Origin of the sequence: Paracoccus amoyensis (assembly GCF_014490725.1) — a bacterium.
Taxonomy (GTDB): domain Bacteria; phylum Pseudomonadota; class Alphaproteobacteria; order Rhodobacterales; family Rhodobacteraceae; genus Paracoccus; species Paracoccus amoyensis.
In genome coordinates this window covers 205,037-223,032 of record NZ_JACOQL010000005.1, presented here as the reverse complement: position 1 = coordinate 223,032, position 17,996 = coordinate 205,037, and the positions used below count along the sequence as shown (strand labels likewise).

17 protein-coding genes are annotated in these 17,996 nt (G+C 59.4%); 14 read left to right on the top strand and 3 right to left on the bottom strand.

Features of this window, described 5'->3' with window-relative positions; genetic code table 11:
- Positions 1–3: 3 nt before the first annotated feature.
- Positions 4–1,848: a class I poly(R)-hydroxyalkanoic acid synthase gene (phaC, locus tag H4P12_RS16525; protein ID WP_343069851.1), complete on the bottom strand. Its 1,845-nt coding sequence runs from the start codon at positions 1,846–1,848 to the stop codon at positions 4–6.
- A gap of 56 nt (positions 1,849–1,904) precedes the next feature.
- Between phaC and H4P12_RS18870 the strand changes: the two genes are divergently transcribed.
- The 3 genes from H4P12_RS18870 (at position 1,905) to H4P12_RS16515 (ending at position 4,177) form a co-directional block, all read left to right on the top strand.
- Entirely contained in the window at positions 1,905–2,168 is a 264-nt protein-coding gene (locus H4P12_RS18870; RefSeq protein WP_246449334.1) for a hypothetical protein, read from the top strand.
- 130 nt (positions 2,169–2,298) lie between these two features.
- A complete protein-coding gene (phaZ, locus tag H4P12_RS16520) occupies positions 2,299–3,642 on the top strand; it encodes a polyhydroxyalkanoate depolymerase (protein WP_425498227.1) in 1,344 nt (447 codons plus the stop codon).
- 61 nt (positions 3,643–3,703) lie between these two features.
- Positions 3,704–4,177 carry a pyridoxamine 5'-phosphate oxidase family protein gene (locus H4P12_RS16515; RefSeq protein WP_187794768.1) on the top strand — a complete coding sequence of 158 codons (474 nt, stop codon included), beginning with the start codon at positions 3,704–3,706 and terminating at the stop codon, positions 4,175–4,177.
- On the opposite strand, the gene H4P12_RS16510 is transcribed toward H4P12_RS16515, so the two are convergent.
- On the bottom strand, positions 4,156–5,130 hold the full coding sequence (locus H4P12_RS16510) for an alpha/beta hydrolase (protein WP_187794767.1): 975 nt from the start codon (positions 5,128–5,130) through the stop codon (positions 4,156–4,158). The two genes, H4P12_RS16515 and H4P12_RS16510, sit on opposite strands and share 22 nt — an antisense overlap.
- The gene (locus H4P12_RS16505) at positions 5,117–5,857 is read right to left on the bottom strand and encodes an alpha/beta hydrolase (RefSeq protein ID WP_187794766.1); all 741 of its coding nucleotides are present in this window, start codon (positions 5,855–5,857) and stop codon (positions 5,117–5,119) included. Before H4P12_RS16505 ends, H4P12_RS16510 begins: the two co-directional genes overlap by 14 nt.
- A gap of 149 nt (positions 5,858–6,006) precedes the next feature.
- Here H4P12_RS16505 and thrS point away from each other — a divergent pair, with 149 nt between their 5' ends.
- The 11 genes from thrS (at position 6,007) to H4P12_RS16450 (ending at position 17,994) form a co-directional block, all read left to right on the top strand.
- Positions 6,007–7,953 (top strand): threonine--tRNA ligase, encoded by a 1,947-nt coding sequence (gene thrS / locus H4P12_RS16500; RefSeq protein WP_187794765.1) that lies wholly within the window; start codon positions 6,007–6,009, stop codon positions 7,951–7,953.
- Positions 7,954–8,160: 207 nt separating this feature from the next.
- The gene (locus H4P12_RS16495) at positions 8,161–8,367 is read left to right on the top strand and encodes a cold-shock protein (RefSeq protein WP_187794867.1); all 207 of its coding nucleotides are present in this window, start codon (positions 8,161–8,163) and stop codon (positions 8,365–8,367) included.
- Between the two features lie 166 nt (positions 8,368–8,533).
- Positions 8,534–10,003 (top strand): class I adenylate-forming enzyme family protein, encoded by a 1,470-nt coding sequence (locus H4P12_RS16490; protein ID WP_187794764.1) that lies wholly within the window; start codon positions 8,534–8,536, stop codon positions 10,001–10,003.
- Positions 10,000–10,626, top strand: coding sequence for a DsbA family oxidoreductase (locus H4P12_RS16485; RefSeq protein WP_187794763.1), 627 nt, complete (start codon positions 10,000–10,002; stop codon positions 10,624–10,626). The genes H4P12_RS16490 and H4P12_RS16485 overlap by 4 nt, the downstream gene beginning before the upstream one ends.
- Positions 10,627–10,692: 66 nt before the next feature.
- Entirely contained in the window at positions 10,693–11,901 is a 1,209-nt protein-coding gene (locus tag H4P12_RS16480; RefSeq protein ID WP_187794762.1) for a multidrug effflux MFS transporter, read from the top strand.
- 140 nt (positions 11,902–12,041) lie between these two features.
- A complete protein-coding gene (rpsD, locus tag H4P12_RS16475; protein WP_187794761.1) occupies positions 12,042–12,662 on the top strand; it encodes a 30S ribosomal protein S4 in 621 nt (206 codons plus the stop codon).
- A gap of 146 nt (positions 12,663–12,808) precedes the next feature.
- The gene (locus H4P12_RS16470) at positions 12,809–13,840 is read left to right on the top strand and encodes an endonuclease/exonuclease/phosphatase family protein (protein WP_223115853.1); all 1,032 of its coding nucleotides are present in this window, start codon (positions 12,809–12,811) and stop codon (positions 13,838–13,840) included.
- Between the two features lie 54 nt (positions 13,841–13,894).
- Positions 13,895–14,986 carry a histidinol-phosphate transaminase gene (gene hisC / locus H4P12_RS16465; protein WP_187794759.1) on the top strand — a complete coding sequence of 364 codons (1,092 nt, stop codon included), beginning with the start codon at positions 13,895–13,897 and terminating at the stop codon, positions 14,984–14,986.
- Positions 14,983–15,912, top strand: coding sequence for a prephenate/arogenate dehydrogenase family protein (locus tag H4P12_RS16460; RefSeq protein ID WP_187794758.1), 930 nt, complete (start codon positions 14,983–14,985; stop codon positions 15,910–15,912). Before hisC ends, H4P12_RS16460 begins: the two co-directional genes overlap by 4 nt.
- 92 nt (positions 15,913–16,004) lie before the next feature.
- Complete coding sequence (locus H4P12_RS16455; protein ID WP_187794757.1) at positions 16,005–16,565, top strand: gamma-glutamylcyclotransferase; 561 nt, start codon at positions 16,005–16,007, stop codon at positions 16,563–16,565.
- 79 nt (positions 16,566–16,644) lie between these two features.
- Positions 16,645–17,994, top strand: coding sequence for a hypothetical protein (locus H4P12_RS16450; RefSeq protein ID WP_425498226.1), 1,350 nt, complete (start codon positions 16,645–16,647; stop codon positions 17,992–17,994).
- Positions 17,995–17,996 lie beyond the last annotated feature (2 nt).

The following is a 17,996-nucleotide window of genomic DNA, read 5'->3' as shown; positions in this document are numbered from 1 at the left end:
CCGTCAGGCCGCACGTTCGTGAACATATGTTCCCGGCGCCTGCTCAAGCCCCTCTGACAGGTCGCGCGCGGACACTTTTCTGCCCGAACGATTCGCCAGCCATTCGCTCCAATGGGGCCACCAGCTGCCTTCGGAAAAGGTCGAGTCGTCGCGCCATTTCTGGAACCCGTTTGCATAATCCAGCCCCCCGACGTAATGACCGTATTTCTTTTTCGAGGGCGGATTAACGATACCGGCGATATGGCCGGACTCGGACAAGATGAAGGTCTTGTCCTGTGACCCCATGGCCGCAACGCCACGCCAGCAATCCTTCCACGGTGCGATATGGTCGGTCTCACAAGCGATCGCACACATCGGCAAGGTCACGTCGGACAGTCGCAGCTTATGGCCGAATATCTCGAAGCCGTCAGTGGCAAAGGCATTTTGCTGACATAGCTGGCGCAGATACTGCATCGCCATACGCCCCGGCAGGTTGGTGCTGTCGCCGTTCCAGAACAGCAGATCGAACGCCGGAGGTGTCTCACCCATCATGTAACTGCGGATCGCTGGCCCCCAGACCAGATCATTGGCACGCAAGAAGCTCATCGTGCGCGACATCAGCTGGGCACGCATCAGACCATAACGTGACACTTCTTCCGCAATGCCGTTCACAAAATCGTCCTGCAGGAAGGTCACAAACTCACCCTGATCCGAAAAATCGGTCAGCGTTGTAAACAAGGTCGCCGAATTGACCCGCGTATCGCCACGCTGTTTCAGCAGGGCAAGGGTCAGCGACAGCGTGGTGCCTGCGATACAATAGCCGACGGCATTCAGCTTTTTCTGGTCGGTTTTTTCCAGAACGACGTCCATCGCCTCAAGATAGGATGCAACGTATTCCTCCATCCCGACTTCCGAATAGCTGGCATCCGGATTTTTCCAGCTGACGACAAAGACCGTATAACCTTGGTCAACCATCCAGCGGATCAGGCTGTTTTGTGGCTTCAGGTCCAGAATGTAGAATTTATTGATCCAGGGCGGGAAAATCAGCAGGGGCAATTCATACACCTGATCGGTCGTTGGTTTGTATTGGATCAGCTCGAACATGGGGGTGCGATGAACAACGATCCCCTCGGAATTGCCGATATTCTCGCCTACGGTAAAGGCATTGCGATCAGCCAGCGACACAACCATTTCGCCGCCGCTTTGTTCGACATCGCGGACCAGGTTTTCCAGCCCCTTCACAAGGCTTTCGCCCTCGGTCGCCACGGCACGTTCCAGCGCGTCCGGATTGGTTGCCAGAAAGTTGGTGGGTGAGATCATGTCGATGATCTGGTTGGTCATCCAGTCGATGCGGCGACGCGCAACATCGTCCGACAGCTCCAGCGAATCCGCCGCATCCCGCAGCGTTTCGACATTGATCTGATACTGTCGTTTGACAAACTTGAAATAAGGATGCGTGCGCCACAGGGCGTTGGAAAAGCGCTTGTCCTTTGGCTCATCGTCCTGCGCCACATCCGGCAGATCAAATTTTCCCTTCGCCAGGGCGACTTGCGCGTTGGCGTAGTTTTTCAGTGTTTCACCCCAGAAATTCACCTGCTGTTCGATCACCCGGCTAGGCCGGTCCGTCATCGTCTTCATCCAGGCATTTGTGGCCGTCATGATGAAGTCGGGTCCGGGGCCTTCGACACCGGGGTTTGGCATGCCGCGTGATGAAAAGGCAGTCATCAGGCGCTGACTTAGCGCCTCGATCCGCTCTATGTTTTCCGCAAGACGGCGTGCTGTTGGGGCCGAGGCACCAATCTTCAGCGCCTCTTTCATGACCTGCGCGGGATCAGGTTGCTTGGGCGTTTCCGGGTGTGAGGAATCCACCCGCCCCGAGGTGACAGACGCAGCTTTTTCCAGTTGAACGGCGGGTGCCTCAACCTTTGACGGCTGCGTTTTCTGCGGCGCAGCGGCTGGTTTGGGCGCTGCTGCAGCAGCCTTGCGAGGAGTGGTTTTCGCGCGACTCGTCGCTGCTTTGGCTGCCGCTGGCTTCCTTTCGGTTTTTGCTGATTCTGCCTTGGACGCGGCAGACTTTCCTGCTGCTTTCGCTTTTGTCTGCGCAACTTTCATCTGCTTTTCAGATGTTTCGCCAGAAGCACCTTTCTCTTGCGCTTTCGTGCGCGCGCCACGTGTTGTCCTTGCCATGAACCGGCTTCCCCCCTATTAACAACCAAAATGATATGCGCAGGGCGGTCGCAGCGCAAATGGGGCTTTCATAATTATAAGAGAGGCCCACTCGCACGAAAACCGCCGCATTGCAGCGAAAGGCGCGGGCAAATGGGTAAACGTGGTTTGACTGGCATTGTTTCTTATGACGCCATGGAAACAGTCCGAAATACCAATGAATGGCTGGGTGCAACGGCGCGCGCCATCGGTTCTTACCCTGCGTTCGCCCTTACCCTTAACCCGGCTTTCAAACTGATGAGTGCGTGGGGCCGCGTGACCGAACGCAGTTTCGCTCGGATGGTTATCAAGCCCGGCTGGCGCATCCCGGCGATCCCCGGAGCCGACGGTCAGGATCACATCGTCTATATCGAGCCGGTCATGCGTCGCGCCTTTGGCGATCTGCTGCATTTCCGCGTTGCCCGTCGCGAACCGTCACAGCGCAAGGTGTTGTTGGTCGCACCGATGTCGGGCCATTATGCCACCCTTCTGCGCTCTACCGTTGTGTCATTGCTGCCCGATTGCGACGTCTATGTGACGGATTGGAACAATGCCCGCGATATCCCGGTCAGCGAAGGCAAGTTCGATGTCGAAGATTACACCAGCTATCTGGTGGACTTCATCAAGTTCCTTGGCCCTGACACCAACGTCATTGCGGTTTGTCAGCCTGCCCCGCTGGCGCTGGCCGCGACCGCTATCCTGGCAGAACATGATCCGGCGGCACAGCCGCGCACCCTGACGCTGATCGGCGGCCCGGTTGATCCCGATGCCGCCGCCACCGAAGTCACCGATTTCGGCAACCGCGTCACCATGGGTGAGCTGGAGCATCTGGTTATCCAATCGGTCGGCTTCAAATACCGTGGCGCGGGCCGCATGGTCTATCCGGGTCTGGCGCAACTTAGTTCCTTTATCGCGATGAACGCCGAAACCCATGCCCGCGCCTTTATCGACCAGATCTTTGCGGAAGCCCGTGGCGATGCGTTCGAGGGGGATAAGCACAATCAGTTCTATGATGAATATCTGGCCGTCATGGACATGACCGCCGAATTCTACCTGTCCACGGTCGAGCGTATCTTCAAGAATGCCGAAATCGCGCAGAACCGCTTTACCGTGAATGGCAATCCCGTCGACATCACCAAGATCACAGATGTTGCCGTCATGACCGTTGAAGGCGCAAATGATGACATTTCCGCCCCCGGCCAATGCGTTGCGGCACTGGAAATGTGCAGCGGCGTGCCTGCGGAAAAGAAGGTTCAGCATCTTGAACCCGGCGCTGGTCACTATGGCATTTTCGCGGGCAAGTCGTGGCGGTTGAATATCCGCCCGCTGGTGCTGGACTTCATCGATGAGAACGCCGGCCCCGCCCAGACCGAAGCCCCACGCAAACGCCGGACCCGTGGCGGCGACTGTGCCGTGGCAAACGACACATTGGCAAATAACGGCAAGATCGCCGTCTGACCGGAACTCTGGTTCCTGATCCGCGTTTGATCCTCACACCCTTGAATGTGAGGAGACTTAGATGTCGGACCATAAAGAAACGTTCTGGGATCGGCTTGAAGATATCAATGCCGGGATGCTGGGGCTTAACGCCACCGCACGCTTCCTGCCGATGTCGCATTACGCCGATGACGACACCAACACGCTGTGGTTCATCACCGCCAAGGGAACCGATTTGGTCAAAGCCCTGCAAAGCGGGCCGCAGGACGGCACATATATCGTCAGCAGCGAAAAGAAGGGGCTTTACGCCCGGATCGCGGGCCGATTGTCTCTGTCCGATGACAAGGAACAGCTGGATGAGCTGTGGAATACCGTCGCCTCAAGCTGGTTCGAAGACGGGCCGCAAGATCCCGATGTGCAACTGGTCCGCATGGATTTGACCGATGCCGAGGTCTGGGCGACCGAAGGCAGCCTGTCGTTCCTGTACGAAATCGCGAAGTCAAAGGTGACAGGATCGAAGCCCGATATGGGCGATCATTTTTCTTTGACGTTCTGAGCGGGCGTCTTGCTGATCCAGTCTGATATCGCCTGCGTCAATATCTGATTCATCGCCGGGGACAGCGCGTCACCGGCGATGACATGGGCGTCCGGGTCATCCCGCGGCCCCGGTTCGACGATCAGCGTCTGGACCTGACCGCCCCAGCTGTCGGCGATATACTGGCTGACGCGATGATCGACGATCCTGTCCCTGTCCGACCAGATAAACAGCGCTGGCACCTTGGCGTCGATAAAATCACCGCGCTGGATTTGCGCGTTCAGCGCAGCAACCGGCAGCGTTGCCGCGACAGGATAACAATGGGTCCACAAAGCTGCGTGCAGATCGTTGCGCGGCTTGAAACAGCGCTCGGGATCGCCCAAGACTGCCAAAACCTGACGCAGCCATGGCAGCCGCAGCGCCCATGCCCACTTGTTCCGCATCCTGAAATTCGGCGACAACAGGATTGCGGCGTCGAACTTGGTTGAAAGCTGCGGATCTCGCGCGGCTTCGGCCACCAATGCCGCACCGGTGGACATGCCCAGAACGACAACCTTGCGCCCCATCTGCCGCGCATAAAACAACGCCTGCGCCAGATCACGCCACCAATCCTGTGCCCGCGCTTGTGCCAAGGCCTGCCCGTCCTGCCCATGCCCGGTCAGGCGAATGGCCAGCAGGTTTGCCCCCAAGCTGCGTGCCAGATCTTCGGGCAGCGGTCGCAACTCGCCGGGGCTGGCTGAAAAGCCGTGAACATAGACGATGGCAACATCTGCCTGCCTCCCCGGCCCTTCCGCCCATCGCAGATAGGACGCAACCTCGGCCCTGATCCCCCGCTCTCTTTGCGCCAGCCATTCATCAGGCGTCGTCGGCAGATCCATCGTCACATGCCCAAGCCGCACCCGCTCTCGCGGTCCCAAGGCAATGACTGCGCCTGCGACAAGGATGAACCCAAGGGCGATTCTACCCCAGAACATCTTCGACAGCCGTCGAAATCAGCGCCAGACATTCAGGCGTCGAAAACCGATGATCCGCCCCTTTGACAAGGGTCAGGCGGATATCATCGCCCGTGGCGTGATCCAACAGATCCAGCGCCCATTGCATCGGCACGTCGTCATCCGCTGTTCCCTGCAAAAACCGCGTGGGGAACGGCAATGGCAACGGTTCCGTCATCACCAGCTGTTCGCGGCCATCCTCGATCAACTGGCGGGTAATGACATAAGGATCGTCACTATAGTCGCTGGGCAATTCAAGACGGCCGCTCTGAAGCAATGTCTTGCGCTGGTCTTCGCTGAAACTTGGCCAAAACCCCTGCTCTGTAAAGTCCGGCGCGGCGGCGATTGTCACCAACCCGGCGACCCGCTGCGGCATCGACCGCGCCAGCAGCAGACTGATCCAACCGCCCATCGACGATCCGACCAGAATCTGCGGGCCATCTGTCTGCGCTTCGATAATCGCCCGCGCATCTTCAGCCCAGTCGCCGATGCAGCCATCCTCGAACTGGCCGCTGCTGTCGCCATGGCCGGAATAGTCAAAGCGCAGAAAGGCGCGGCCTGTCCGTTGCGCCCATTCCTCCAGATAAAGTGCCTTGGTGCCGGTCATGTCCGACTTGAACCCGCCAAGGAAAACCACGCCCGGCCCCTTGCCCGGTGTGCTGTGAAAGGCGATGCGCCTGCCCGCCGATGTTTCCAGATAGTCGCTCATTCGCCGCTCCTGCGTCATATGTCTTGCGGCCCTTTGGCAGGCCAGATGCTGCCCCCTATCTTGACAGTTTTCGCGTCGGGGTCCATGTCACCGCCAACATAACCCGCAACCGGGCGTTCCGTGGGCGCCAAACCGACGAGGAGAACTTCATGTCCCAGATCTCTTTGACCTTCCCCGATGGCAATTCGCGCGACTATCCCGCCGGCATTACCGCGGCCGAGGTCGCCGAAAGCATTGCCCCCAGCCTTGCCAAGCGTGCTATCTCGGCCTCGCTGGATGGTCGTCATATCGACCTGCAATGGCCGATCAATGACAACGGGACCATCGCAATCAATACGATGAAGGACGAGGGTCCGGCGCTGGAGCTGATCCGTCACGATTTCGCCCATGTCATGGCCCGCGCGGTGCAGGAAATCTGGCCCGATGTGAAAGTCACCATCGGTCCGGTTCGCGACAAGGGCTGGTTCTATGACTTTGACCGGGCCGAGCCATTTACCCCCGAAGATCTGGGCGCAATCGAGGCGCAGATGAAAGAGATCATCGCCGCGCGTGATCCCGTTCGCACCGAAGTCTGGGATCGCGACCGCGCCATCGCCTTTTACACCGAAAAAAATGAGCCGTTTAAGGTAGAGTTGATCAACCGCATTCCCGAAGGCGAAGACCTGCGGATGTATTGGCATGGCGACTGGCAGGATCTTTGCCGTGGTCCACATCTGCAAAATACCGGTCAGCTGCCCGCGGACGCCTTCAAGCTGACGCATGTCGCGGGCGCCTATTGGCTGGGCGACAGCTCTCGTCCGATGCTGCAACGGATTTATGGCGTGGCCTTCCGCAATCGGGACGACCTGAAGGCCCATATGCACATGCTGGAAGAGGCTGCCAAGCGCGACCACCGCAAGCTGGGCCGTGAAATGGATCTGTTCCACATGCAGGAAGAAGCTCCGGGCCAGGTCTTCTGGCACCCGAATGGCTGGAACATCTATATCGCCCTGCAGGACTATATGCGCCGCCGCCAGCGTGCGGGGGGTTATGTCGAAGTGAACACGCCACAGGTGGTCAGCCGCAAATTGTGGGAGGAATCCGGCCACTGGGAAAACTATCAGGAACACATGTTCATTGTCGAAGTGGACGAAGAACATGCACGTGAAAAAACCGTCAATGCCCTGAAGCCGATGAACTGCCCCTGCCATGTGCAGGTCTTCAATGTCGGGCTGAAATCCTATCGCGATCTGCCTTTGCGCATGGCCGAGTTTGGATCCTGCAACCGCTATGAACCCTCGGGCGCGCTGCATGGCATCATGCGTGTGCGCGGATTTACGCAGGATGACGCCCATATTTTCTGCACCGAGGCACAGATCGAGGCGGAATCGCGGCGCTTCATCGATTTCCTGTCGCGCACCTATTCCGATCTTGGTTTCGACAGTTGGCGGATCAAACTGTCCACGCGCCCTGAAAAGCGGATCGGGAGCGAGGAAAGCTGGGACCACGCAGAAGCCGCGCTGGCCAATGCTGTCACCGCCACCGGCCATACCTACGAGGTATTCGAGGGCGAAGGCGCGTTCTATGGGCCAAAGCTGGAATTCGTGCTGACCGACGCGATCGGTCGCGACTGGCAATGCGGCACCTTGCAGGTCGATCCCAACCTGCCCGAGCGTCTGGACGCCAATTATATCGGCGAAGACGGCGCCAAGCATCGCCCGATCATGCTGCACCGCGCGACCCTTGGCAGTTTCGAGCGGTTCATCGGCATGCTGATCGAAAACTATGCTGGCAAACTGCCCTTCTGGCTGGCGCCGCGTCAGGTCGTCGTTGCCTCGATCGTGTCGGACGCGGATGATTACGTCCGGGAAATTGTTGAAGCTTTGAAACGGGCCGGTATACGTGCCGAGGCCGATATACGTAACGAAAAGATCAACTATAAAGTTCGCGAACACTCGCTTACCAAGGTGCCAGCCATTTTGGCGATTGGTATGAAAGAAGTTGAAGAACGGACTGTTTCGATCCGTCGCCTTGATCAACAAGGCAGCCGGACGGTGCCGTTGGACGAAGCTATCGCCTCCTTGACGGCGGAAGCTACGCCACCCGATCTGCGCTAAAAAGCGCCGACATCGCAATGCCTTACGCTCCAAAAATGATTTTGGGGCGTTTCGCGCTTGCGTTTCCGCATGATTCGTTCATCATCTCGAATGCGTGAGCGAATGACTTTCTACCGCCTCCCTTTCGATGGGCAGCCGGATTACCGAAAGCTGGCTGCACGGCTTGGCGCAATCCTGCGTCGGGATGATTTGAAGGAGAGAACGGTTATGGCGACCGGAACGGTTAAATGGTTCAACGCCACCAAAGGCTTTGGCTTTATTGCCCCCGATGACGGTGGAAAAGACATCTTCGTGCACATCTCGGCGGTTGAACGCGCCGGGCTGACGGGTTTGAAAGACAACCAGAAGATCGAATACGAACTGCAGTCGGGTCGTGATGGTCGCGCTTCGGCCAGTGATCTGAAGCTGCTCTGATAAATCTTGAATGCTTTCTAGACGGCCCTTTCAGGGGCCGTTTTTTATTGCCTGTCAGCCAAATCAGGCGCGAATTCATTATCTGCCTCAGGACGCGCCGGCACGGTTGCGCACGACCCTCTGCTTCTGAAATACATGGTTCGACCATCTGTTGCGGAGGATCGCAATGAACCTGGCTGAACATGTCTTGCGCGCGGGGCAGGCACATCCCGACAAACTTGCCCTGTCTGTGCTCAGCCCGACCAAGGCAGAATGCTGGTCCTATGCGCAATTGATCGCCGCCGTGCGCGGGACGGCGACAGGATTGCTGCAAGCCGGCCTGAATCCCGGTGATCGTCTATTGATGCGGTTGGGCAATACGCCCGCGTTTCCGATTGCCTATCTGGGCGCCATCACGGCAGGGATCATTCCGATCCCAACCTCGGCCATGCTGACCGAGAGTGAGATCACCAAGCTGGCGGAGCAGACCGATCCGGCGATGATCATAGCCGGACCGAATATCGCCCTGCCCCGGCATTCGGCGGCGATCCTGACCGAGGCTGAACTGGCAGAGTTCGCAGACCTGCCCCCCGCAGAGTTCGATCAGGGTGACCCGGACCGATTGGCCTATATCATTTATACGTCGGGAAGCTCTGGCCAACCACGCGCCGTCATGCACGCCCATCGCGCGATTCTGGCCCGACAGATGATGTTTGACGGCTGGTATGGGCTGCAAAGCAGTGATCGGATGATGCATGCAGGGGCGTTTAACTGGACCTTTACGCTGGGCACTGGCCTGATGGACCCGTGGACCGTGGGCGCGACCGCGCTGATCCCGGCCGAGGGCACCGCGATTGAGCAAATCCCGCTGCTGGCGTCGCGCCATGGTGCAACCATCCTTGCGGGCGCTCCGGGTATTTTTCGCAGGTTGTTGCGCAGCGATTGGAAGCCCGTCGCGTCTTTGCGGCACGGGCTGGCGGCGGGCGAGCGTCTTGACCCCGGACTTCGTGCAGCCTGGCAGGCCCGCACCGGCACCGACCTGCATGAAGCAATGGGTGCGTCGGAGATATCGACGTTTCTGTCCGGCAATCCTGATCGCCCGGCCCCACCCGGAACGGCCGGTTTTCCGCAGCCGGGCCGCAATATCGCCATCTTGGACGACACCGGCCAGCCCCTGCCCCCCGGGCATTCCGGTGCACTTGCCGTGCACCGCAGTGATCCCGGTCTGTTTCTGGGCTATCTGGACCAACCTCAGGAAACGGCCGCCCGAATGCGGGGCGACTGGTTCATGACGGGCGATCACGCAATTGCCGATGAGAGGGGGGCAATCACCTTGCTGGGCCGCGCTGATGACATCATGAACGCGGGGGGCTTTCGCGTGGCCCCGTCAGAGGTTGAAGAGGTGTTGGCCACCCATCCCGAAGCCGGAGATGTGGCGGTGACCGAACTGTCGGTCGGCCCCGGCATTTCGATCATCGCGGCCTTCTGGACGGGCAATGCCCCCGCCAGTGACCTTAGCAAGCTGGCAGATGCCAAAATCGCGCGATACAAGCAGCCCCGTGAATATATTCATCTGGACACCCTGCCCCGCACCGCGACCGGCAAAATCAATCGCCGCGCCTTGCGTGACCTACATTCCATGAAAGAGCCGTCATGACCCGTCTGGATATTTTTGCCGATCCGGTTTGTCCCTGGTGCCTTATCGGCAAGGTTGAATTGGATCGTGCGTTGGAAACCCGCCCGAACCATCCGTTCGAGATCACCTGGCACCCGTTCCGGCTGAATCCGGAAATGCCACCCGGTGGTATGGACAGGATTGACTATCTGCACTCCAAACTTGGCCCAAAGGCGGAAGAGGCATCCCGTGCCGTCGCAGAACGCGCGGCAACGCTGGGCCTTGAACTGAACCCGTCGCCGCGAGAGCCCGATACCACCGACGCCCATCGCCTGACGTATTGGGCAGGACTGGAAGGCGTGCAAAGCCGTGTGATGTCCGGTCTGATGCGTGCCCATTGGCAAGAGGCCCGCGACATCAGTGACCCGGCTGAACTGGTCAAGATCGCGCAAGCCGAGGATATGGATGGCGACATGGTTCGAAAACTGCTGGCAAGCGATGCCGACCGTGACGAAATTCTACGTCGTGAAAGGCATGCACGCGAACGGGGCATCCACTCGGTTCCTACGTTTATCGTGGGGGATCAGCATGTGGTCACCGGCGCGCAGCCGGCCATGCTGTGGCAAAGCGTTATCGACGAATTGTCAGGCGACACCAAAGGATAGATCGCCTTCTTCTTGCATAGAGTGCAAGTTTGGCCTAAGGGCATCGGATAACCGATAGGTGCCCCCATGAACGCAACTTCGACAACGCAGCGACGGCTGCCGTTACCTGAATTCATCGCGCTGCTGGCATTTTTGTCTGCCTCGGTCGCGTTTTCGATTGATGCAATGCTACCGGCGTTGCCAGAGATCGCGGCAAGGATGAGCCCGGATAACGTCAACCGGGCACAGCTGATCCTGACCGCTTTTGTATCCGGCTTGGGCGTGGGCACCCTGTTTGCCGGGCCGATTTCTGACGCCATCGGACGCAAACCGACCATCACAATCGGCTTCATCATTTTTGGACTGGCCGCAGCCTCGACCATATTTGCGGATTCGTTGGAATTTCTGCTGATCGCGCGGTTCATTCAGGGCCTTGGCGCTGCTGGCCCTCGCATCGCGTCACTTGCACTTGTGCGTGACCTTTATGCGGGCCGGGAAATGGCGCGGATCACCAGCTTCGTCATGATGGTTTTCATCATCGTGCCGGCCATGGCGCCGCTTATCGGATCCGGCATCATCGCCTTGTCAGGCTGGCATGGTGTGTTCATGGCATTCGTACTGTTTGCCATCGCGGGCTCTGCCTGGCTCAATATCCGGCAGGCCGAGACCCTGCCGCCCGAAAGGCGCAGCCCGCTGCGCCTGCGCCCCTTGGTGAGCGCCGCGAAAGAGGTGCTGCGTGATAGGCAGGTCATCATGTGCACCCTGATCCTCGCCCTTGGTTTTGGTCAGATGTTCGCGCTTCTGTCCTCGGCCCAGCAATTGTTTGGTGAGGCTTATGGCAAAGGTGACAGTTTCCCCGCATGGTTCGCGCTGATGGCCCTGCTGTCGGGCGCTGGCACGCTGCTGAATGCGACATTCGTCATGCGTTTCGGCATGCGGAGGATCGCGAAATGGGCCTATATCATGCAGACCTGCGTGTCATCGGTCGTCCTGGTCCTGATGCTGACCGGGATTCTGCCGGATGCGCTGAAGTTCCCGGTCTTCTTCATCTGGGCAGTCAGCGTCTTTTTCATGGCAGGTGTGACCTTTGGCAATCTGAACGCGCTGGCGCTGCAAAACATGGGCAAACATGCCGGCATGACAGCCTCGCTTGTCTCTGCCATTTCGACGGTTCTGGCCATGACAATCGCCATGCCGGTTGGCCAACTTTACAACGGAACGGCCTTGCCGGTAGTTACCGCAACGCTGTGCTGTTCGGCGCTGGCATGGTTTCTGATGCGCTATCTGCGGGACTAAGGGCCGAATGCGCTTGACACCCAGATCATCCCGTCTATAAGCGCGCACTTCATTGGTGTTGGTGGCCCCAGCAATGGGAACCCTGTCAGGCGCAAGCCAAAGGACAACGCCCTTCGACAATTTTTAGAAGGAGATCAGCCGTGACCAAACGCACGTCTGCCAAGTACAAAATCGACCGCCGCATGGGCGAAAACATCTGGGGCCGCGCCAAATCCCCGGTAAACCGCCGCGAATACGGCCCCGGCCAGCACGGCCAGCGCCGCAAGGGCAAGCTGTCGGACTTCGGCACCCAGTTGCGCGCCAAGCAGAAGCTGAAAGGCTACTACGGCGACCTGACCGAAAAACAGTTCCGCCGCATCTACGCCGAAGCCGAGCGTGTCAAAGGTGATACCGGTGAAAACCTGGTGGGTCTGCTGGAGCGCCGTCTGGACGCCGTTGTTTACCGCGCCAAGTTCGTTCCGACCATCTTCGCAGCCCGTCAGTTCGTGAACCACGGCCATGTCGAAGTGAACGGCAAGCGCGTGAACATCGCATCTTACCGCGTCAAGGAAGGCGATGTCATCTCGATCCGCGAGCGTTCGCGTCAGCTGGCCATCGTTCTGGAATCGGTCGCCCTGACCGAGCGCGACGTGCCGGATTATCTGGAAGTTGACCACAACAAAATGACCGCGACTTTCGTTCGCACCCCGACCTTGGGCGATGTGCCCTACCCGGTCGTGATGGAACCGAACCTGGTTGTCGAATTCTACGCGAAGAACTGATCTTCGCCGAATATTCCGCAAAGGCCGTCCCTTGGGGCGGCCTTTTGCATTTGGGCGTTCAAATCCCTTGCGCCGCGCGGCCCGCTGACTGACAATAAATCTGACGCCCCCCTTGTCAGCCACCCTTGTCAAAGGACAGTATGGCCATGCGCGATATCTCATTCGGGTCCGTCAATCTGCTGAACCTGCAACTGCCCGGCCGACCGGTTTATACTGACAGCGATGGCTGGCCGCCCGAGGTTTATGACCGCAAGATCGGATTTACCGCTGGCATCCTGTCGCGCCTGAACGCAGATCTGTTCGGCTTTCAGGAATTATGGGCGCCCGAGGCATTGCAGCAGGCGATGGATGCGGCGGGGATGGAAGAAAGCCATCTGCTGCTGTCACCGCCCGGACATGCGGGAACCTCGATCACCTGCGCAGGTGCGATCCGTCGTGAGATGCTGGTAGGGGAACCGGAGTGGATCGTCGAGTTCCCCCCCGAACTGGAGCTGCGATCAACGGGTGACGATCCCCAGCAGGCCGATATCAGCGTGTCGCTGAACAGTTTTTCGCGTCCGGTCCTGCATGTGCAATTGCAACCTGATCCCCGGACGCCGGTCATCCACGCCTTTGTCTGCCATTTCAAATCGCGCCGTCCGACCCAGATCTGGACCGAGCGGGCGTGGTATAGCGCCGCCACCCATTCCGACCACCGCACGGCCATGGGCTACGCCCTGTCCACCATCCGCCGCACGGCCGAGGCCACGGCGTTGCGCATCATGGTGACCAAGATCCTCAAGCGCAGCGAAACCCCCGTCGTGCTGATTGGCGATATGAACGACGGCAAGGACTCGAACACGCTGAACATCCTGACCGAACAGCCGCGCTATCTGACCACGCTGGCCACGGGCGGGGGCGATAACGCGCTGTATACCGCGCAGGTGTTGCAGGAATACCGATCCACCCGCGACGTGTATTACACCCACGTCTTTCAGGATGAGCGGGAAAGCCTGGACCACATCCTTGTCAGCGAACAGTTCTATGACAATTCACGCCGCAGGCTGTGGCGCTTTGACGATATGCTGGTGCTGAACGATCACCTGAACTGGGACGACCACAAGGACACCGGCACCACCGATCACGGGGCCATTCTGGCGCGCTTCAAATGGCAGCCTGCCCAGCAAGGCATCGTTTGACCCTTTCCATGCTTGCCCCAGCGGAATAAACCAGCGCCAACAAAGGAATGGCGCATGACACGGATCACCCCAAAGCCCGGCATCATGGAAATTGACCTTTACGTCAGCGGCGAAAGCAAGCTGGCGGGTCATGATGACGTCTTGAAGCTATCGTCGAATGAAAATCCCCTGGGATGCAGCCCCCTTGCTGCCAGGGCCTTTGCCGAAGCGGCGGGTCATTTGCACCGCTATCCCTCGACCGATCATGCAGAACTGCGTCGGGCCATCGCGGATGTGCATGACCTTGACGCCGACCGCATCATTTGCGGCGTAGGCTCGGATGAGATTTTGCAATTCGTGACCTATGCCTATGCCGGTCAGGGCGACGAGATCATCACGACCGAGCATGGTTTTTCCATGTATCCGATCCTTGCCCATATGGTTGGCGCGGTGCCCGTCACCGTCGCCGAAAAGGATCGGCGGATTGATGTCGATGCCATTCTGGCTGCGGTGACGGGCCGGACGCGCGTGGTCTTTATCGCCAACCCCGCCAATCCAACCGGCACCATGTTGTCGAGCGATGAGTTGCAGCGGTTGGCCAGCGGGCTGCCCGCACGTGTCGTGCTGGTCCATGATGGCGCCTATACCGAATTTGCAGCGGGCTTCGATGGCGGCAAATCGCTGGTCGATCAATATCCGAATGTCGTGATGACCCGGACGTTTTCCAAGATCCACGGGCTGGGCGGATTGCGCATTGGCTGGGGCTATGCGCAGCGCGAGGTTATCGACGTGCTGAATCGCCTGCGTCAGCCGTTCAACCTGTCGAACGCGCAGATCGCCGCCGCCTCGGCCGCGATCCGCGACATCGCATTCACCGAACATTGCGCCACGTTGAACGCGCAACTGCGCGACCGGTTACGCAATTCCCTGATCCAGATGGGCATTGCCTGCGACGAAAGTTTCGCCAACTTCGTGCTGGCGCGGTTCGCCGACGCGGATGAGGCCGCTGCCGCCGATGCCGCCTTGCGTGCCGAAGGTATTCTGGTGCGGCGCGTCACCGGCTATGGCTTTCCGGCGGCGCTACGGATCACCGTCGGCGATGAAGATGGCGTCAGCCGCGTTCTGGACTGCCTTGGCCGCTTCATGCAGGACCGGAGATCGCAATGAGCGTGATCTATGATCGCGTGGCCCTGATCGGGCTGGGCCTGATCGCGGGGTCGATGGCGCATGCCATGCGCCAAAACGGCCTGGCGGGAGAGATCGTCGGCTATGCCCGCAGCGCGGAAACGCGGCAGACCGCACGTGACATTGGTTTGTGCGATGTCGTTTATGATGATGTCACCGATGCCGTCAAAGACACCGATCTGGTCGTTCTGGCCGTGCCTGTGGGCGCCATGGGCCAGGTTGCCGCCGAAATCGCCCCATTTCTGAAACCGGGCGCAACGGTGACAGATGTGGGGTCCGTCAAGCAATCCGTGATCGAGGCCGTCGCGCCCCATATTCCCGACGGCGTGCATTTCATCCCCGGACACCCGCTTGCGGGCACCGAACATTCCGGCCCGACATCCGGCTTTGCAACGCTGTTCCGCAACCGCTGGTGGCTGCTGACGCCGTTGCCCGGCTCGGACGAACTGGCAGTGCAGCGGTTGACGGATCTGATTCTTGCCATGGGCGCCAAGACCGACCGGATGGAGCCTGCCCATCACGATCTGGTTCTGGCCGTGACCAGTCACGCCCCGCACCTGATCGCCTATACGATGGTCGGCGTGGCCGATCACTTGCGCCGCGTGACAGATGAGGAAGTGATCCAGTATTCCGCCGCCGGTTTTCGCGACTTCACCCGGATCGCGGCCAGCGACCCGACCATGTGGCGCGATGTATTCCTGCACAACAAGGAAGCGACGCTGGACATCCTTGGCCGCTTTACCGAGGAACTGTTCATGCTGCAGCGCGCCATCCGCATGGGCGATGGTCAGCAATTGCACGATTATTTCACCCGCACCCGCGCCATTCGCCGTGGCATCATCGAGGCGGGACAGGATACCAACGCCCCCGATTTCGGGCGCGTCTCCGAAGGTGCCACAAAACCCTGACGGCCTGACCCTTATGGCGGCCAGGCATCGCGGGGCACTTTCATCCCCCACGATCCTGCCCTAACTTCTGCAGAAGAAAGGGTTTGCTCAGAATGCACACGGTTCACTGGGTCTTTGGTTACGGTTCCCTGATGTGGGATCCCGGGTTTCAACCGGCGGAAACGGTCAAGGCCCGGCTGCACGGATATGCCCGCAGCTTCTGCCTTCGCTCGACCTATTACCGTGGGACAGAAACCACACCCGGGCTTGTCCTTGGGCTGGACCAGAACGGCGATGCTGACTGCAGCGGTCTGGCCATGCGCATCGCCCCGGACGAACACGATGAGGTCATGGCCTATTTGCATGCCCGCGAAATGTCGACCGAGGCATATATCGAAACAGTCGTCACCTTGGCGCTGGAAGACGGCCGCAAGGTTGAAGCCCTGACCTATACCATGCGCAAAGACCATGACCATTATGCGTGCAATCTCAGCATCGCAGACCAAGCGCGCATCATCGCAACGGCGCAGGGCAGACGCGGACCGAATGCTGACTATCTGTTCAACACGGCAAAACATCTGACCGAAATCGGGCTGGCAGACAGCGGCATGGATCAGCTTTCATTGGAAGTTCGCAGACTTCTTGACGCTTTGAACGCGCCGCAAGCAGACTAACCTTTCGGTTACTTGGCAAGTGATCTTCTGGCACCTATTCTGCCCGCAAAAGACCTGATGGGCAGAGGGACCGAAGCAGTTGACCGATCCAACCAGCAGTCAAGATCCGGGTGATCGCCCGTCAGTCACGGCAAAAACACGACGCATCACCGCAAGCCGCCCCCCGACAGCACTGACCGCGCAGCCGCATTTCTCGCAGCCGGTCAGACAGATCGTGATGATGCTGACGCTGTTGGCCATGGTGTTGATTGGCGTCTCGATCGCCTATGGGCGCATCCTGCCGATCTTCATGGCGAACCGCTGGCTGAATGGTCTGATCGTGGCGGTGTTTGCCGCCGGTGTGTTGACCTGTTTCTGGCAGGTTGCACAGTTGGTCCGTTCGGTCAGCTGGATCGAACATTTCGCGTCCCATCGGAAAAATGCCATCGAGCGTGGCGTTTCGCCACGATCGCAGGTGGATGATGGAAATGCCGCGCCTCGCCTGCTGGCCCCTCTGGCGGCCATGCTGGGGTCGCGTGGGCCGGTTGGCGGGTCAATCTCGACCGGGTCAGCACGCTCGATCCTGGATTCCGTCGCGCAGCGGATAGATGAGCTTCGCGACATCACAAGATATCTGACCAACCTGCTGATTTTTCTTGGCCTTCTGGGGACGTTCTACGGTCTGGCCGTCACCATTCCCGCCATCGTCGAAACCATCCGCGCCTTGACGCCAGAAGAAGGCGAAACCGGCGTGCAGGTCTTTGAAAAGCTGATGGGTGGGTTGGAATCGCAGCTTGGCGGCATGGCGACGGCGTTTTCGTCGTCATTGCTGGGTCTTTCAGGATCGCTGGTCGTGGGTCTGCTAGAGCTGTTCGTGACGCATGGGCAGAACCGCTTTTACCGCGAACTGGAAGAGTGGATGTCCGGCTTTACCAGTGTCAGCCTTGCCGATGAAACCGGCGGCGATCTGGATCACGCCGCGATGGCAGGTTTTCTGGAACAGATGGCCGCACAGATGGTGCGGCTGCAACAATACCACGCCGAACGCGATGCCGCGCGCGACGATTCAGCCGCGCTGGCGGATGAGCGTATCATTATCATGGCCGAAGCGTTGGAGGCCATGGTTCAGCGAACCCAGGCAGAGCGTGAAGCGTCGCTGGCTCAAGTCGCGGCGCTTAACGACACGATGAACAGGCTTGTCGAAGGGCAGAACCACATGATCGCACTGGGACAGCAGGCAGGAACCCGTCCCGCGCCGCCTGATCTTTCAGGGGTCGAGGATGCCCTGCACCGCCTGACCGTCGATCTGGGCAAAGGGCGCGATGAGATGTTGTCGGACCTGCGCACCGACCTGCTGGTGCTGACGCGCGCCGTGCGGGCGGCACGGTTCAACGATCCGTTCCGCGATGATCTTCTGCCCGAAACGCCGGTCGGACGGGGAAGGTCTTAAGC

Excerpts from the sequence above, each read along its gene's own strand:
- phaZ (WP_425498227.1), top strand. The coding sequence starts at position 2,299 with ATGGGTAAACGTGGTTTGACTGGCATTGTTTCTTATGACGCCATGGAA.
- H4P12_RS16515 (WP_187794768.1), top strand. The coding sequence starts at position 3,704 with ATGTCGGACCATAAAGAAACGTTCTGGGATCGGCTTGAAGATATCAAT.
- H4P12_RS16510 (WP_187794767.1), bottom strand. The coding sequence starts at position 5,130 with ATGTTCTGGGGTAGAATCGCCCTTGGGTTCATCCTTGTCGCAGGCGCA.
- H4P12_RS16505 (WP_187794766.1), bottom strand. The coding sequence starts at position 5,857 with ATGAGCGACTATCTGGAAACATCGGCGGGCAGGCGCATCGCCTTTCAC.
- thrS (WP_187794765.1), top strand. The coding sequence starts at position 6,007 with ATGTCCCAGATCTCTTTGACCTTCCCCGATGGCAATTCGCGCGACTAT.
- H4P12_RS16495 (WP_187794867.1), top strand. The coding sequence starts at position 8,161 with ATGGCGACCGGAACGGTTAAATGGTTCAACGCCACCAAAGGCTTTGGC.
- H4P12_RS16490 (WP_187794764.1), top strand. The coding sequence starts at position 8,534 with ATGAACCTGGCTGAACATGTCTTGCGCGCGGGGCAGGCACATCCCGAC.
- H4P12_RS16485 (WP_187794763.1), top strand. The coding sequence starts at position 10,000 with ATGACCCGTCTGGATATTTTTGCCGATCCGGTTTGTCCCTGGTGCCTT.
- H4P12_RS16480 (WP_187794762.1), top strand. The coding sequence starts at position 10,693 with ATGAACGCAACTTCGACAACGCAGCGACGGCTGCCGTTACCTGAATTC.
- H4P12_RS16470 (WP_223115853.1), top strand. The coding sequence starts at position 12,809 with ATGCGCGATATCTCATTCGGGTCCGTCAATCTGCTGAACCTGCAACTG.
- hisC (WP_187794759.1), top strand. The coding sequence starts at position 13,895 with ATGACACGGATCACCCCAAAGCCCGGCATCATGGAAATTGACCTTTAC.
- H4P12_RS16460 (WP_187794758.1), top strand. The coding sequence starts at position 14,983 with ATGAGCGTGATCTATGATCGCGTGGCCCTGATCGGGCTGGGCCTGATC.
- H4P12_RS16455 (WP_187794757.1), top strand. The coding sequence starts at position 16,005 with ATGCACACGGTTCACTGGGTCTTTGGTTACGGTTCCCTGATGTGGGAT.